This window comes from Photobacterium sp. HL06 (assembly GCF_059552575.1).
Genome location: NZ_CM183915.1, coordinates 1,610,013 through 1,626,995, shown reverse-complemented (window position 1 = coordinate 1,626,995; position 16,983 = coordinate 1,610,013). Strand labels below are relative to the sequence as shown.

Sequence of the window (16,983 nt, the reverse complement as noted above, 5' to 3'; positions counted from 1 at the left end):
GAGCTGGAAGTTATGATGATACAGGGGGTGGGATAACGGGAGGTAGTGAAACCGAACATGATTTGGGGTCACTTATCGTTATTCGAAAAAAGCCAGCCTGTCGGCTGGCAAAAGTTGGCTCTCTCTCAATACAGAGTTCAGTTAATTACGGCGCAGTATTATCGACATTCAGTACTAAGCCGCCTGCAAAATCATCCGTCGCAACAACCGAATATACCCCACCGTCTTCGACCACGGCCATGGCTTCTACAGCAGGTGTAAAGGTGTCATCACTGGCCAGAATCACTGCGAGGAAATAGGTGCCTGCAGGCACATTCAATTTGGCTGTGTCTTTGAAATCAACGCCTTTTAGAACGGCTGTCGTCTCATCAAATACCCCATCGGCCGAAGCATGAATATCGACTAGGCCTAACCCCGCGGCTGTCGGACTGGCATGTACAACGCGAACTTGGCTGAATAAGGCGATAGAGCGGAGATCCTCTGCGATCACCAACGGTTCAATCGTCGAGTCAGTGATGCTATTCAATTTCCCTACCGCATAGATGCTCGTCGTTGTTCCGGCCTCAAAAGTTGTATCCGGGGCATCAATAACAACCAAGCTGTTGTCTATCGACGCGGCAACACTCAAGTCGTAGGTGTCGGGATCAAGATCCAGGCTGCGAAACTCACGAAAGGCAATCATGGTCAAGCCATCAACAGGCGTATCAAATGCCAGCACATCCACCTCGGGGGCATCATCGACGGCATGTACAATTCTCACGGCGGCTTTTTCGGTGGTACTTCGAAGTACTGCAGCGCCTTCTCCGTTAGCAACCAAAAGATTGACCGGTGAAACAGCCCCTCCACTGACATTCGGTACCGCGGTGATCATCAAGTCACTACCGCCAGCCAACTCAAGCTCACCACTGTCGAAGGCAACCGCTTTGTCACCACTCAAGGTGACTCGAATTCGGTAGGTGCCTGCGGGGATTGTGACAGGCAAATCCGGACTATCTATTTTAAATTCAAGCCCACTAACCGCAGGCTCCACACTATCAATACTGTCATCGGTTGCCAGGTAGATATCGACTCCCGGCACATCTGGGTGGCCATGCAGCACGTCAATGCGTACTTCATCGGCACCTGGCGCAATGGTTTCTCTGCTGAGTACCACAGGCTCAATGCTGGCTGCATTATTCAGGGCAATGATGTCATATTGCATATCCGGCGCAAAATCCAGATTAGCCCCAATAACTTCAACACTTTCCCCGCCAGGGAGTAAAGCTTTTACACCGACATCATAGGTACCGGATTCTAAGTTAAAAAATCCACTTGCAACCTGATAATCAACCTCTTCTAGCCCTTCAACCACTTTGCCATTTAGCGTAATGGCTACCAAGGGTGCATCGCTACTGGCATGCGTAACTCGGAGCTGCGGTTCATCTTCGTGAAAACAGCCCGATAATAATATTGCCGAACCGAACATTAACGCTAACGAATTGGCTTTCATCCGAATATCCTCTTCCTGTTTTTTGTTGGTCGAGATAATTTACGGCTACGAAGATCAATTCGATCATCAATATCTTGGTTTATTCCCCCATTAGTCTGTAGGTCAATCATTCCACTGATATTTTTATTTCAGTCATCTAAAGTCGCAATTCCTGCGTATTGAGAGAAAACGAATAGCTGGAGAACGATGTGCACCAGGGCAGCTCTCAATCACGTTTACTCCCTTTTTGGGCGACTACCGATCACTTACTCCCTCAAGGCCATGGGCAACTTCGGGGAAGCGGGCTAATGTTTAGCGACACAATCCGTGAGGCAATCCGCCTTAAAGGACTTTGGCTCATCATGCAAGATAGTGACGGAGACACTGCCGCAGATAAGGGCGACATTGTCGTGCTTGCGCGCATCATAGCTGTTGACTGGCTGTCCAATGCCCAAATCCGGGTCGACATTGAGCTTGCCCATTGGGGCATGGTAGATAACGAACCAAAGGAAGGGACTGGCCGATATCTAAAGGCAAGCCTTTTTCCTCTATGGAAAGGCAACCAGAAGCTGTCTGAAAATGATCTGCTCGTGGTTCGGCTAAAACAATGGCTATTAGAAAGTAACCACCAGCCGCCCCTAAGTATCAGTGAATTAGTATCGATATCAGATCCCGGCTGGCTATGCTGGCGCTGGTTAGAGTTACTGCCACTGCCGATAGATATCAAGCAACGGCTATTGAAACACCCAAACCCCCGCCCCTGCCTGCGGTATCTAAAAAGATTGATCCGACAAAGTGATCTTTACGCCGGGCTATTGCGTTAAACAGGTATGGATCCCATGCTTGCAGTAGAACGATGATAAAAATTAGTCGATGTGCTCACTCCGAGAAGACCAAGGAGCCTATGTTCAACGAAGCCTTGCCAACAACTGATGTGGCAGCCCTGTTGTTCGATATTGCTAATTCGCGATGTAAGCAGAGCTATGAGAAATTATTTGTTCTGGTAGCTCCCAAATTACTCAACTATTCGCGCAAACAGTTGAGGGATGAAGCGATGGCAATGGAAGTAGTTCAGGAAACCATGCTAAAGATCTGGTTGAAAGCCCACCTTTATGATGAGTCTAAAGGTGCAGCGCTTACATGGATCTACTCTGTTGCGCGTAACGTTAAATTTGACCTGTTACGTAAATCAAAACATCAAAACGACTGGATCCAGGGAGACGACCTTTGGCCAACACTTAGCGAAGAGCAAGACCCAGACCGTTTGCCCAAAGAGTTCCACTCGATTGTCAGCCAAGAGCTTGAGGAGCTTGTAAAAACGTTACCGCCAGCCCAGGCCGAAGTCGTTAGACTTATTTGTTTACAAGGATCGTCGCATCAAGATGTTGCTGAAGCATTAGGTGTGCCGCTCGGCACTGTGAAAAGCCGGCTTCGGTTAGCACTGCAAAAAATGAAGGAGGCTTTGGATGACTAATATCCGTTTCCACCCAACCGATAACGCCCTGACATGCTATTCGGCAGGTGATCTGGATCCTGCTTCAAGCATCATGATGAGCGCACACTTAGAATTTTGCAGCCATTGCCGCCAACGTGTTGCAGAGCTTGAAGATACCCAAGCCAGAGAGCTGGCATTGACCCCATCAGAGCCCTTATCGAATGAACTCAATGACATGCTTGAGAACATTCTCAGTCAACAGCAAACGCCTCAGAATAAGATTGAAGAAGCCGTTGACGCGCATATTGAAGTCAATAACAAAGCATTTCGGCTGCCCCGGGCATTACAACGGCATGAAGACAAAATCGGCCCCTGGAGCCGCTTGCCAGGCAATATCAAACGGGCCCATGTAGCAACAAGTGGCCACAGCAAAATGAACTTCATCTATATGGATTGTGATAGTTCTTTGCCGCAGCACACTCACCAAGGCCAAGAAATTACCCTGGTTCTTGCGGGAGAGTTTATGGATGAGCACGCAACGTACAAGCCAGGCGATTTTATTCTCCAGACATCCCAACACCAGCACTCACCTAAAACCCGTGCTGATCAGGATTGCTTGTGCCTAACACTATTGGATGCACCGCTGCATTTCACTTCCGGGCTTGCAACCCTGCTCAACCCGTTTAGCCAGCTGTTCTTCCGCTAGCGCATACCACAGCCAACCAAGCGATAAAATGCCAGCCAAACCGACTGGCATTTTCTTAAGTTCGGTAAGAATTACAACCATATCAATAATACTGTTTAAAAAGCACTCAATTAGGTTTTTTACTCTAAACCTATCAAATACACTTCACCTTGCATTCCTTCGGGATGTTAGTACCGAACAATTACGCGTAGCTAGCGTCCGCTATTGGTACAAAGGGCCTCTTCCATCCATCACTAACCAACCATTGAAGAGGCCTTCTTCTACTTTCTCCAAGCAAATATGCTCGCTAACAGTGCATATCTATGATGCTTCAGCCAACAGCTCTACTTGCTGCATCTGCTCCCGCTCAAAAGCGGCTGGATCGTTTAAAATAGCCCGCCCAACAGCAACCAGATCTAACCAGCCACTGCTTAGTGCCTTTTCCATATATTCAGCCGTCTCGATACCACCGACCCCGATCACAGGCACATTCAACTTAGGCTTAAGGAAAGCGGCTTCGTCAACCAAGTACCCCTCGCCACGTCGCTCTTTTGGACGCTTCCATCCACCAATCCCCGAAGAAACATCAATGATCGTAGCACCTGCATCAGCCAACCACTGGCAAACCAGTGCCATCTCTTTTTGGCTCAACCCTTTCGGATAGCCATCTTGCCCAGGCACTCGAACCATGATTTTCAGATTTGGGTAAAACTGACGAATACCCCGCACAATATTCAGCACGATAAGCGCGCGGTTTTCCAAGCATCCTCCATAGCGATCATCACGCCGGTTGGTAAGCGGTGACAGCCATTGGTTCAGGCCATAGCCATGGGCACAGTGCAGCTCTACAAAATCAAATCCCGCTTCAGCAGCCCGCCCGGCAGCCCTCATGAATGCTTGTTCCCAGTTAGTAATATCACGTCGCGTCATCGCCCTTGGCGCAACCAGATCCCGGTCATAAGCCGGCACAGTGATCCCTGATGGCCCCATCATATCCGATGTCACGTCTGGCGTTGTTTTGCCACCACAATGTGTCAGCTGAATACCGGCCTTGGCACCTCCCTGCTTAAGCACGTTAACCAACTTAGCAAGTCCGACGATACATCTGTCATCATGCACCCCCAGCTGGTTGGGCTCACTGCGGCCATCAAGTGATACAAAGCTGTACTCCACCATCAGCAAGCCGGCTCCTGACAGCGACAATCGGGCATAGTGCTTCAGTGTCTCTGTGGTCACCAACCCATTAATATCTGCCGTCTGAGATGCCATTGGCGGCAACACCAAACGATTCTTGAGTCTGGTTTTTTGATCGAGAATCAGTGGGGTAAAACGGGACACTGTCATGACATATCATCCTTATATTTTCATAGCAGGAATTGTATTGACTTCACCCGCAATATAAAGAAACATATTTTCAATTGCCGTTTCCAAAATAGAAACAGACCAGGACACAGATGAAGCTAGATGATCTTAAGTTATTTGTCATCGTTGCCAGCCAGCCCAGCCTGAGGGAAGCAGCCTTGACGCTCGATATGCAGCCCGGCACCTTATCTAAATCCGTCCGCCGCATTGAACAGTACTACAAACAAGAGCTGTTTCTGCGAACTGGCACCCGTTGGCAATTAACCACCGCCGGTGAGCAGCTTCATGCCCGAGCACTTCAGCTGTTGGCGATCAACGAGACCATAGAGACAGAGCTTGGCCTGCCCCAGCGTCTGCATGTCAGGCTCAGTGGCCCAGAGGTACTGCAGGCTAGATATATCGCCCCTTTGCTCGCTCCTCTCTACCAACGTTATGGTGATTTCACGCTAGAGACATTCCAGGATGAAGGGCTAGAGAGACTAAAACGCAACCAGGTCGATATGGCGTTGATCAGCACCACGGGCGATGCGCCGCAATCTGCTGGGATCAGCAGCATCTGTCTAGCCGAAAGCCACTTCGTGATAGCAGCAAGCCCGCAACATCCGCTCGCACAGCAAAACGGTGAAAGAGTTCCCATTGAAAATATCCTGGAATACCCTTTTGTGATCCCATCACGGATGATCTATGGCGATACCGGAAGCCGCCTAAGCCCGGATGGCTGGCATGAAGAAGCTTTTCCACGCCGTACAGGGGCCCGGGTCGATAACATATCAGCCTTGATGGCACTGATTGAAAGTGGACAATATCTGGCCTACCTGCCTGAATACCTAGTCACAGGCACCCAGTTGGTAACAATAAAGTCATCGGGATGTCCCTATCATTGCAACCAGGCTATCTGGGTGTGTATGCATGAACCTATTCGCACGGGTTGGTTAAATGAAATGAAGGCAGTGCTGAATCCCAATTCTGCTATTTGAGCCGCAGCCTATCAATTCCAAGCCATGTACACTGAAGGTTATTGCCTAAGGAACAGCAGGATAAGGATAGGACTGTGCTTCGAATTGACAGTAAAGAGCGGCCACACTGGCGGGATCTGGCCAAAGAATACGGGTTCGGCTTCCATAGCATGTACGATCAGCCCTATTGGGATGAAACCGCCTACTATCAATTTACCCTCGATCAGATCGAGCGGGATCTGGAAGATCCCACCGAGGAAATCCACCAGATGTGCCTCGAGATCGTAGATACCGTTGTTAACGATGAATACTGGTTACGACGCTTCCAAATTCCCGAGGCAATGTGGCAAAACGTGCTCGACTCCTGGCAGCGCAAAGAGCCCTCGCTCTATTCCCGATTAGACTTTGCCTATGACGGTAAAGGGCACGCCAAACTGTACGAGAACAATGCCGACACCCCTACTTCACTCTATGAAACCGGCTTTTGGCAATGGCTGTGGCTGGAAGATATGGTCAACAACGGCTCGCTAAGGCGTGATGTCGATCAGTTCAACTTGCTCCAGGAACTGCTGATGGGACGCTTTCAGGAGCTGGCAAGCCGACAACCAGGCCAGACGCTGCATTTTTCCTGCTGCAAAGATACCGAAGAAGACCGTGGCACCGTGCAATACATGCAAGACTGCGCCAAGGAAGCCGGGCTTTCGACCGCTTTTGTCCATGTTGAAGATATTGGCCTAAACGGCAAGGGCGAGTTTACCGATATGAAAGATCGCCCGATCCGCTGGATGTTCAAGCTCTATCCATGGGAGTTTATGTTCCGGGAAGAATACGGACAGCACCTCACCGATGCCAAGGTCAACTGGCTGGAGCCGATGTGGAAATCAGTGCTTAGCAATAAGGCATTGCTGCCGCTGCTGTGGCAAAAATTCAAAGGCCACCCCAACCTGCTACCCGCCTATTTTCCTGATGACCGGGAACTCGGCAACCTCAACGATTATGTCATCAAGCCGATATTCGCCCGTGAAGGGGCCAATATCGCAATTGTCCAGAACGGCCAGCAGACATTGCGGGTTGATGGCCCTTATGGCGATGAAGGCGTGATCTACCAGGCTTACCATCCGCTGCCGAAGTTCAACGATTATTACACCTTGATTGGCAGCTGGCTGGTAAATGACAAAGCCGGTGGGATCTCTATTCGGGAAGATACTTCACGCGTCACCCAGGACATGTCACGCTATCTGCCACATGTGATTTTGTAATCTTGGCGGGAGGAAAATACAAGGGTTATAACAGCTTACTGTTTTAGTTTTGAGTGTTGCATTTAGTATATAAATCCAAGTTCATTACTACTGAAATCAGCAATTCTATGCTTTCTCATACCTAAAAATTAAGCCTATTGTTGCGCATGTAATTCAATTTAACTTATGTGAATCAAGTTGCAAATTAGGCTTAAAAGTTAGCTTTCTACACCTCAATACTTTGCTGGAGATCACATTTGGGATGAAGATTGGGTAACTACGCCCCTCCCACTTACTCCTAATCCTCCCTTAGCCAGGAGGATGTTTCACCAGCTAAACGAAGGCAACATGGTCACCAGTTGGAAATAATCCTAGAGAGATATTGAACCATGACTACCAATAGTCAGACACAACAATTTGATAAGACAGCTTTCAAAGCGGCTGTAGAAAAGCACCTTACTACGACTTACGCGAATACGTCTGCAACAGCGACATCACGCAGCTGGTATCTGGCAATGGGGCGTGCATTGGCTGAAATTACAACCGGTAATTTGCTAGAAACGGAACAGCAGCTGGCTGAAGAGAAAGTGCGTAGCGTTAACTACCTGTCTCTTGAATTTTTGATTGGTCGTCTGACAGGCAACAACCTGATCAGCATGGGTCTGTATGAGGACGTTGCTGATGCAATGAAAGAAATGGGCCACAGCCTGACTGACCTGCTTGAAGAAGAGCGTGATCCAGCCCTTGGCAATGGTGGTCTTGGCCGTCTGGCGGCATGTTTTATGGACTCTCTAGCGGCACAAGAATACCCTGCTGTAGGTTACGGCCTGCATTATGAGTACGGTCTGTTCCGTCAATCATTTGAAGATGGCCATCAGGTAGAAGCCCCTGACGCATGGCGTGGCCTTGAAGGCTATCCTTGGGAAGTGGTTCGCCCTGAACTGAACCAAACTGTAAACCTGTACGGTCATGTTGAAACTTATACCGATGAAAACGGCCATGAATGCCGTCGCTGGGTTCCAGCCATGACCGTAGAAGGCGTAGCCTGGGATCTGCCGATTGTCGGTTATGACAACAAAAGCGTGTACCCGCTTCGCCTGTGGGAATGCCGTTCTAATGCACCTTTCAACCTGGCGCGTTTCAACGACGGTGACTATGTTGGCGCTCAGTACTCAGCACTTGAAGCTGGTAACGTTACTAAGGTTCTTTACCCGAATGACAACCATGATCAGGGTAAAGCCCTGCGTCTGATGCAGCAGTACTTCCACTGTGCATGTTCTGTAGCCGATATCCTACGCCGTCATATCGGTGCAGGTAACAAGATTGAAGATCTGGCGAAACTGGAAACTATTCAGCTTAACGATACTCACCCAACTATCGCCATCCCTGAGCTGATGCGTATTCTGATTGATGAATACAAGCTAGGTTGGGATGCTGCGTGGGAAATTTCTTCTAAGACATTTGCCTACACTAACCACACGCTACTTCCAGAAGCATTGGAAACGTGGAGTGAAGCACTGATTTCTCAGATGTTGCCACGCCACATGGAAATCATCTTCGAAATTAACCATCGCTTCATGACGTTGGTGGAAGAGACATGGCCAGGCAACAATGAAGTGAAGCGCAAGCTATCTATCATTGAGGAAGGCCCGCAACGTATGGTTCGCATGGCTAACCTATGTGTTGTAAGTACGTATGCCGTTAACGGTGTCGCGGCTCTTCACTCTGAACTGGTTAAGCGCGACCTGTTCCCTGAATTCAACGAACTGTACCCAGGTCGTCTACAGAACGTAACGAATGGTGTAACCCCACGTCGTTGGATCAAATACTGTAACCCTGGTCTTTCTGCACTGATCAGCGAGAAAGTGGGTGGTGACTGGCCAAAAGATCTGGATAAGGTTGCCGGTCTTGAGAAATTCGCAGACGACAAGGCGTTCCAGAAGCGCTACATGGCAGTGAAAAAAGAAAACAAGCAGCGTTTGGCTGACTGGGTTGAAGAGAACATGGGTATCGAGCTGGATACCAATGCTATCTTCGACATCCAAATCAAGCGTCTGCACGAGTACAAGCGTCAGCACCTGAACATGCTTCACATTCTGTCGCTGTACCACCGCCTGATCAATGATCCGACATTCGATATGCATCCTCGTGTGTTCTTCTTTGGCGCGAAAGCAGCACCAGGTTACGCACTGGCGAAAGACATCATCTTCGCTATCAACAAGATTGCTGACAAGGTGAACAATGACCCTCGTCTTGGCGGTAAGCTGAAGGTTGTATTTATTCCTGACTATCGCGTAAGCCTTGCAGAAATCCTGTTCCCTGCTGCCGATGTATCCGAGCAAATCTCTACTGCGGGTAAAGAAGCATCTGGTACCGGTAACATGAAGTTTGCCCTGAACGGTGCCCTGACAATCGGTACCATGGATGGCGCAAACGTGGAAATGCGCGAAGAAGTTGGCGATGAAAATATCTTCATCTTCGGCTTGCAGGTTGATGAAGTGCAAAAACTAAAACAAGAGGGCTACGACCCTTACTGTTATTACCAAGCTGATAGCTTACTGCGCGCAGCACTGGATCTATTGGAAACTGATGAGTTCACACCAGGCAACCCTGGCCAGCTAGCGGCAATTCGCCACAACCTGCTGGACGGCGGTGACCCATACCTGGTACTGGCTGACTTTGACGACTACGTGAAAACTCACGAGAAAATCGATGCTGAATACCGTGACCAGAAAAACTGGGCACGCAAAGCAATTCTAAATACAGCATTGATGAGCAAGTTCAGCTCAGACCGTAGTATTCGAGACTACGCCAATAACATATGGAAACTCGAAGCAGTAACGCGTTAATTCACCCCCTTTGGTGATTTAGAGTCTGAATTGATATCAGCAAAACCCTAACATCGTAGCGGCCGCAAGGCCGCTATTGAAGAGAACGATGAAATGACTATGGAAAATATTAATCTAATTTCTTCAACAATTCGACGGATTGATCATGACATCATTATTGAGCTTGAGGATGGCACTCACTTATTTATACCTGAATCTCATCAAGAAAAGTTAAATACCTTTATTAACCATAAAGTACAGTTCGGCATTCGACCAGAATTTATATCTCTTGCTGATGACACTGACGAATTTAATATTTGCAACGGACTGTTAACTTCATTGGATGAATATAATGGTGTTCAGTTGCTAAAATTTAAGATTGCTAAAGAAGAAGTAAGCTCACGAGTTATAGACAATAAGATTTCATCCAATTATATAGGTAAGAGAGTTCGTTTCAATTTTGATACTTTCTTTGGCCATATTTTTGAACAAGAAACACAAGTTAATATAACTATTTGACTTTTATTATAGATAGTTTCTAAGGAACTGAATGCCCCCTCAAAATATAAGCATGATAAGGCTATGACTGAACTATCTGCTACAATCGGCTTTGTTGATCAATTCAGATTTTGCTACTTATGCATCATAATCTCATCGACAACGAGGGATTTCCACTGTTGATTACAGCCATGAATTCGTTGGTTCGCGACCGCATGATTTCTAGGGTGTTCATCTTCCCAATATGTTACCCCCAGAAGCCTTGGCTCTTATTATTCACTTCAGCTCACCTCTGAAAGAAAGCGTTTATTGAACTATTGCAGGTTCTGAACTTCTCACCTACCTACTAAATACCGTGGACACAATCTATATAAATATCCAATCTCATATCATGTATAAGTTGTTAGACGTCAGCCATCGTGTTACCACAAGATTAAAAGTAACCAGCTTCTTGGGTGTTACTCGCCTTTGTGCATATATGAGACTCAGTTTATGAGCTTTCACTGACCATTCAGGGAAAACATGAACAAGTTCACCATTCTCGAGATGATCTTCAACTTGATAATACGGCAAGCTTGCGACCCCCATCCCCTTTCTCGCTAACTCTAATATTGAATTATAAGTATTTGAGTGAAGGTTCCCTGTCACTTCAACATTATACTTTTGTTTTTCACTGATCAGTTCCAGTTGATTCCAGCGCTCATTTTGACTGTTAATAATGAAAGTGCATTGATGAATATCTTCGATAGCAGCCAGTCTATTCCCTTTTGCGTAATCAGCGCTGCAAACCAGTACATTTCGGATGAAGCCCAGATCTTTGGCAATAACATCGTTTGGTAATTCATCATAAGCCCTAAAAGCAACATCAAAATCCCCCGACTCAATTTTCTTCTTTATGGGGCCAAAATCTAGGACTAAATCTACCTTCGGGTATTGCTTTCTAAAAGATGGGATCACATGCCGACAAAGCGCTCGGCCAAACTCAATTGGCGCTGTAATTTTCAGGTCACCACTGACTTCCTGCGTAATATCCTTTCGCCTCGGTGGCCAGTAACTGAATTTGCTTCGCTTTTGTATATAACTCTTCCCCCACTTCGGTAAGGTTGATCGAACGGGTAGTCCGATGGAACAACCGGGAGTTCAATGCCTCCTCAAGCCTCTGAACATGGCGAGACACCAGGCCTTTAGACACATCGAGTACCTCTGCGGCTTTAGTGAAACTACGTTCTTCGGCTACCACAAAGAAGGTCTGCAAATAAGTTAGATTCATCAATTGGCACCATTTAGTAAACAATGAGCTCATTTTCTGTTGTTTTTTCGACAAACACAACCAACTAATATACAAAATGTAAACAGAAAGGAGTGAACGATGAAAATTCTCGTAATTGGTGCATCAGGCACAATTGGTCGTGAAGTTGTCGAAGCGTTAGCTACAACACACGAAATTGTTAAAGCAGGCAAAGGAAGTGGCGATGTGCAGATTAACATTACCAACCCCGCCTCAATCCGATCGGCACTTGATTCAATAGGCCAGCTGGACGCAATCATCTGTGCTACTGGTGATGTCGCCTTCAACGCTTTTGCCAATCTATCACGTGAAGAATGGGATGTTGGCATTAACAGCCGTCTTATGGGGCAAGTGAACTTAACCCAAATTGGTGCCGAATACCTGAATGATAACGGCAGCATCACTTTGACAAGCGGCATTATGGCTGATTATCCAATTGCCTATGGAACAAGTGCAGCAACACTCAACGGTGCAATACAACATTTCGCCAAAGCGGTATCGAACGAGTTGCCACGAGGTATACGCATCAATGTTGTAAGCCCAACTGTAGTCACCGAATCACTGGATATATACGGTGATTATTTCCCTGGATTCCACGCTATCGATGCAAAGGATGTCGCCAAATCCTATATCCGCTCTGCATTAGGCACTGAATCAGGACAGACAATTAAGGCCTTCCGCAGGCAACTGAGTTAGCAAGAGGAATTTAAGATGAAAAAAGTCATGTTTATGGCCGCTTTAACGGCCTTCTCCATTAACGCTTCAGCTGGCTCGGTTGTGAAAGACGATCCGATCCTTGTCGGTGATTCTTTCGGGTTTGTTGAAGGTCCTGTGTGGGAGGCGAAGCACCAGCGCTTCCTATTTAGCGATATACCAAACAACAAGACATATTCATATGACTTGAAAGGCACACTGAGCGTCTTTGATGAAAACTCTGGCTATGCTAATGGTCTCGCTATCGATCCAAAGGGAAATCTTTGGGCGGCACGTCATGACAGAAAACTGTCATACGTACAAGATAACGGCGAAAAAGTGATCGCTGCTGCAACATACAACGGTAAACCTTTAAATAGCCCGAATGACGTGACTGTCAAAAGCGATGGAAGTGTTTGGTTTACCGATCCTCCGTTCGGCATTCAAGGATATGGCCCGCAAAAAGCGGAAGAAGAGCAACCAGTCAGAGGCATTTATCGTTACTTAGATGGCGTATTTCAAATGGTTTCCGGGGATCTGAAATTACCCAATGGTATTGCATTCTCTCCTGACGAATCATACTTATACGTTGCTGATACCTCGGATGGCTGGGTATACCGTTTTAACGTAAACGGTCAAGCAATTAGCAATAAGACCCCTTTTGCTAAGGTTAATGCACCTTCTGCAACAGAGCCCATGGCTGACGGAGTTGAGGTTGATCAGAAAGGTAATGTTTATATAGCCGGGCCAGGCGGTATCGGTGTTTTCGACAAAGAGGGTCACCAGCTTGACTACATTACAATCGATGCAGGCCATATCAGTAACCTCGAAATTGGCGGCAAGCACCAAGACCTATTAATGGTGACTGCATACAATAAAGTGTTATTATTCCAGATGAAATAACAACCATTATTAATTGATGTGCAACTTGTCAGACTAGATCTGTTGCTTCAATTAGATAATAAGAGAGTTACCTCCTTTGATTAATATCAGTACAATTAATCAAAGAAAAAGGGAGCTCTTTTTTTTATAGTGATGATCTCACCAGTAACATCAATCCCCTTCCTCAATGAGACAGTTATAAACGCGCATAATATTACTGCATTAGTAAAAATATTCCGAAAAGGTAAGCAAGAATGTGTATCGATATTGAAACGTAAATTGCTTTGGGGCAATTTCTTGATAGGATCTGCGAAAACACCTGTCTGCTTAGGTCACATCCTGATTCTTAGCTGACAGATTGGTTTATGAAAGCTTAATACCTAGCATAAATATTAAACAAGATTTTATGTTCTAGCTTTAACCTTTTTACCGACGCCATTTGAGCGGATTTTATTCACATTTAAGTTCATTAAATGGCGAAGCACATAGCGAAACAGATTTTTTTTAAGGCCTGAAAGGTTACTACCGTGGCTTGAGTAAAAATCTTCTGGCTGAGTGAATACGCCAAAGTCATCAGCAATCCCTTCACTTTGTATATAGGTATCTTGCCCTTTCCAGTCAACATTAGGATTAGACAAGCACTTGGTTGCAATTGCGTAGCCTGAAAACGATTCACTTTGTTCGGCAAATCGACTTTGAACTTGCTTTAAGTAATCGGCATCTAAGATATAGCCTTCCAAGTTGACCCACCTTCCACCTTGGTAAACTTCCACCCAGCTATGGATGATGCGATCTGGCGCGAACATAAATAAGTAGTTAGGAATTGCCCCCCGCTGTAACTCGTTATAAATGGTAAAGCCGTGAAAACGTGTAGCAATACCTACAGCGCGAAGTAGCGCCATTAATAACGTTCCTTTGGTGTTACATTGCCCGTAACCATCTCTTAATACTTGGCTGGCTGCTAAACGGTCATCTGCGTTATAACCAAAATGGATTTCATCACGGACATAATTGTAAATTGCACCAATAGCGTCGTACTGAGACAGTTTTTTCCACTCTTTTTTCTCAACCAGGCTTTGGATATGTGGATGCATGAAATCCAACATTGATGTTTCTTGTAGATAATCTTTTGATAGCTCGCTCATGGGAAACTCCTTTCATCGAATACATGAAAAGAGTAACCAATGCTCCGTAGCAAAACTTGAATAAACTGGCTAACGTTTTAGAAAAATAGCGTTTGCTTGGCGAATCGTCATTCCAAATGTCTTTCGAAAAGTTCGACTTAAATGCGCGCTATCAGAAAACCCTGCCATGTGAGCGGCATCTGTCGCAGCCTCTCCATTTAGTATTGCTCTTACAGCACAAATCATTCGGCACCACAGCAGGTATGGTCGCCAAGGAATGCCAAGCTCTTTGCTAAATAAGTGAAGAAAACGGCTTTCCGATAGAGCAAGTTTTTGAGCAACATCAGATGCCCGCCAATTGCTAGGTTTAAGGCACTTCCCATCTAAGCATTGGTTAAGTTCATGCAGTAACTTCTTAATGCGATGATCCGTGATCTGACTTTCATTGATGAGAGGAAATCGGTTTGAAAGATCTAAACCTTCAAATAATGGGGAAAGTAATACAGTCAGATCATCAGTGTGTTCTATATGTTTAAAAGTGGGTGAAGGAGCTTTGAAGACTTTTGAAGGTTGCCCCGCCAACTTCTTGGATAATGCCACTCCTAATTCGCTAGTGGGCTCGACCAACAAGATCCAACCTTCATCAATTTGTAGCTGATGCTCGATGTTAGAATCAATAATGACAGGTGTCGATATTTCATCATTATCTAGTTTGCAGCTATAGCCACTTCTAGGCCAAGCTAGCTGAATCGCATGGTGACGATGAGGAGATGCATCTATAGATGAACCATATATAATCACTATACCAGCCTTGATCCAAACATTAGACGTCATCACTTCTCATCTCTCTAAAAGTTGCATTTTGTTCAAGTATTCGACTGTATTTGCCTATTTTGATTGTACTAGAAACAGCAAGGGGAAGCAGTGTGCGAGTGAAGTGTCGTCGAGATAAGAGATATAAGACCCACGATTCCGTGACTGGAAAACCTAACCGGTAACCACTAGCGCAATTTCGTTCAATACCATTTACCCGTCTCGACTTAATCTAATGGGCTCTTTCTCATCATCGGTGCACATTATGTTGTCAGCTTTATTCTCAATGCTAGTCTTTGCCTTGGTCGGTGCGGTTTCACCAGGCCCTGTTAATATCATAGCGGCCAGTACAGGCGCTCAGTTTGGCTACCAGAAGGCACTCTCCCATGTATCCGGAGCGACACTCGCTTATGCACTGATTGTCTGCCTATGCGGGCTAGGACTGGAGCAAGTCTCAACAATCCTGCCCGATATCATTTGGGCTCTTAAGCTGCTTGGAGGAACGTTCTTACTTTACATGGGTTTCAAAATTGCCACCGCCACAGGCATAGGAAGCCAAGCCTGCGAAAAGAATACAACTCCGCCGACCTTTACTGAAGGTGCTTTATCACAACTGCTAAACCCCAAAGCATGGCTAGTGGCTATGTCAGGCGTGAGCCTATTTGTATTAAATCACTCCCCTACAATGCTATATTTATTCAGCTTAACTGCCATCTCATTTGTAGCCTGCTTCGTGGGGATTTCGGTATGGGCAGCAACGGGAGATTACATTGGACGTTACCTATCAACAGCCAGAAGGCAAACCACCTTTAATATCATGATGGGAACACTATTGAGTGGAACGGTCATGAGTATGTTGTTGGGGTACTAGGGAAAGAAGTATGAAACAAGATGACACTGTTTTTCTGACACAATGTGAAAGTTTGCCCTGGGTTGAGATCCGGCAAGCCTCTCAATCATCTGCTTGTTATCACTCCCACTCCCATGATGAGTTTTCTTTCGGTGTGATTGATAATGGCTCGGCCCAATATATCAATCAGAAAAAGACAAACCGCATAGCCAGCACCCACACTGTCACGATAAATCCCGGGGATATTCATTCCTGCAACCCGGATGCTGGAAAATGGTCTTACAGGATGTTATTTGTGGATACCGGCTGGATTGGGCAGCTTCAGGCCGAAATGCGTGGCAGTGAAGGCACCGACTACCACCCCTTTGAAAACCTCTACGAAACGACTCCCAGGTTGTACCAGCAGTTCAACACCCTGTATGAGGCACTCATTAGCGAGCCGGATCCACTTGTTGCCGAAAGCCAGTTGATCCTCTATCTGGAAAGCTGCTTCGGGCAGGCATCAAGTGCCAGCTCCGGACGGGAAAAACTCCCTATACCGCATGTTAACCGGGTACGAGAAATGCTATTGGACCAACTCGATAGCAACCTGGCATTGGATGAGTTAGCAAAAGAGGCTGGCCTGAGCCGTTATCATCTTATTCGCAAGTTTAACCAAACATATGGTTTATCGCCCCATGCCCTACAGCTCGATGCCAGGATCAAAAAGGCCAGGGCCTTGCTAAAAGACGGCAATACATTGGCAGATACCTCAACTCAGCTCGGTTTTGCCGATCAGGCTCACTTCCAGCGGCATTTCAAAAAACGAGTCGCGGTGACACCTAAGCAGTACCAATCGTTTTTTGTTTAACTCTTTTTTGACG

The 16,983-nt window shown here is 46.4% G+C and carries 15 protein-coding genes and 1 pseudogene; 11 read left to right on the top strand and 5 right to left on the bottom strand.

The annotated features are described in order from the left end of the window. Window positions 1–145: 145 nt before the first annotated feature. Window positions 146–1,489: a DUF4397 domain-containing protein gene (locus tag AC51G0_RS25310; protein ID WP_496302336.1), complete on the bottom strand. Its 1,344-nt coding sequence runs from the start codon at window positions 1,487–1,489 to the stop codon at window positions 146–148. 287 nt (window positions 1,490–1,776) lie between these two features. Between AC51G0_RS25310 and AC51G0_RS25305 the strand changes: the two genes are divergently transcribed. The 3 genes from AC51G0_RS25305 to AC51G0_RS25295 all read left to right on the top strand — a co-directional run bounded on the left by AC51G0_RS25305 (window position 1,777) and on the right by AC51G0_RS25295 (window position 3,609). Continuing rightward, a complete protein-coding gene (locus AC51G0_RS25305) occupies window positions 1,777–2,292 on the top strand; it encodes a hypothetical protein (protein ID WP_496302335.1) in 516 nt (171 codons plus the stop codon). 80 nt (window positions 2,293–2,372) lie between these two features. Beyond that, entirely contained in the window at window positions 2,373–2,942 is a 570-nt protein-coding gene (locus AC51G0_RS25300) for a sigma-70 family RNA polymerase sigma factor (protein WP_496302334.1), read from the top strand. Next, the gene (locus AC51G0_RS25295) at window positions 2,935–3,609 is read left to right on the top strand and encodes a ChrR family anti-sigma-E factor (RefSeq protein ID WP_496302333.1); all 675 of its coding nucleotides are present in this window, start codon (window positions 2,935–2,937) and stop codon (window positions 3,607–3,609) included. The genes AC51G0_RS25300 and AC51G0_RS25295 overlap by 8 nt, the downstream gene beginning before the upstream one ends. A gap of 300 nt (window positions 3,610–3,909) precedes the next feature. Here the strand turns inward: AC51G0_RS25295 and AC51G0_RS25290 are convergent, their stop codons facing one another. After that, window positions 3,910–4,932, bottom strand: coding sequence for an NADH:flavin oxidoreductase (locus AC51G0_RS25290; RefSeq protein ID WP_496302332.1), 1,023 nt, complete (start codon window positions 4,930–4,932; stop codon window positions 3,910–3,912). Window positions 4,933–5,042: 110 nt separating this feature from the next. Here AC51G0_RS25290 and AC51G0_RS25285 point away from each other — a divergent pair, with 110 nt between their 5' ends. The 4 genes from AC51G0_RS25285 to AC51G0_RS25270 all read left to right on the top strand — a co-directional run bounded on the left by AC51G0_RS25285 (window position 5,043) and on the right by AC51G0_RS25270 (window position 10,491). Next, on the top strand, window positions 5,043–5,927 hold the full coding sequence (locus tag AC51G0_RS25285) for a LysR family transcriptional regulator (RefSeq protein WP_496302331.1): 885 nt from the start codon (window positions 5,043–5,045) through the stop codon (window positions 5,925–5,927). A 74-nt stretch (window positions 5,928–6,001) separates the two neighbouring features. Further along, window positions 6,002–7,165 carry a glutathionylspermidine synthase family protein gene (locus AC51G0_RS25280; protein WP_496302330.1) on the top strand — a complete coding sequence of 388 codons (1,164 nt, stop codon included), beginning with the start codon at window positions 6,002–6,004 and terminating at the stop codon, window positions 7,163–7,165. 368 nt (window positions 7,166–7,533) lie between these two features. Then, a complete protein-coding gene (locus AC51G0_RS25275; RefSeq protein WP_496302329.1) occupies window positions 7,534–9,993 on the top strand; it encodes a glycogen/starch/alpha-glucan phosphorylase in 2,460 nt (819 codons plus the stop codon). A gap of 99 nt (window positions 9,994–10,092) precedes the next feature. Next, window positions 10,093–10,491: a hypothetical protein gene (locus AC51G0_RS25270; protein ID WP_496302328.1), complete on the top strand. Its 399-nt coding sequence runs from the start codon at window positions 10,093–10,095 to the stop codon at window positions 10,489–10,491. Window positions 10,492–10,854: 363 nt separating this feature from the next. Here AC51G0_RS25270 and AC51G0_RS25265 read toward each other — a convergent pair. After that, a pseudogene (locus AC51G0_RS25265) lies at window positions 10,855–11,740 on the bottom strand (LysR family transcriptional regulator). Between the two features lie 99 nt (window positions 11,741–11,839). On the opposite strand from AC51G0_RS25265, the gene AC51G0_RS25260 reads away from it, so the two are divergent. Next, window positions 11,840–12,454, top strand: a complete 615-nt coding sequence (locus AC51G0_RS25260; protein ID WP_496302327.1) for a short chain dehydrogenase — start codon at window positions 11,840–11,842, stop codon at window positions 12,452–12,454. A 15-nt stretch (window positions 12,455–12,469) separates the two neighbouring features. Further along, window positions 12,470–13,354: an SMP-30/gluconolactonase/LRE family protein gene (locus AC51G0_RS25255; protein ID WP_496302326.1), complete on the top strand. Its 885-nt coding sequence runs from the start codon at window positions 12,470–12,472 to the stop codon at window positions 13,352–13,354. A gap of 383 nt (window positions 13,355–13,737) precedes the next feature. Here the strand turns inward: AC51G0_RS25255 and AC51G0_RS25250 are convergent, their stop codons facing one another. Beyond that, the gene (locus AC51G0_RS25250) at window positions 13,738–14,478 is read right to left on the bottom strand and encodes a transglutaminase-like domain-containing protein (RefSeq protein ID WP_496302325.1); all 741 of its coding nucleotides are present in this window, start codon (window positions 14,476–14,478) and stop codon (window positions 13,738–13,740) included. A 69-nt stretch (window positions 14,479–14,547) separates the two neighbouring features. After that, window positions 14,548–15,291 carry a helix-turn-helix transcriptional regulator gene (locus AC51G0_RS25245; protein WP_496302324.1) on the bottom strand — a complete coding sequence of 248 codons (744 nt, stop codon included), beginning with the start codon at window positions 15,289–15,291 and terminating at the stop codon, window positions 14,548–14,550. 244 nt (window positions 15,292–15,535) lie between these two features. Here AC51G0_RS25245 and AC51G0_RS25240 point away from each other — a divergent pair, with 244 nt between their 5' ends. After that, window positions 15,536–16,141: a LysE family translocator gene (locus AC51G0_RS25240; protein WP_496302322.1), complete on the top strand. Its 606-nt coding sequence runs from the start codon at window positions 15,536–15,538 to the stop codon at window positions 16,139–16,141. Between the two features lie 10 nt (window positions 16,142–16,151). Continuing rightward, window positions 16,152–16,970, top strand: a complete 819-nt coding sequence (locus tag AC51G0_RS25235; RefSeq protein WP_496302321.1) for an AraC family transcriptional regulator — start codon at window positions 16,152–16,154, stop codon at window positions 16,968–16,970. The last annotated feature ends 13 nt before the right edge of the window (window positions 16,971–16,983 follow it).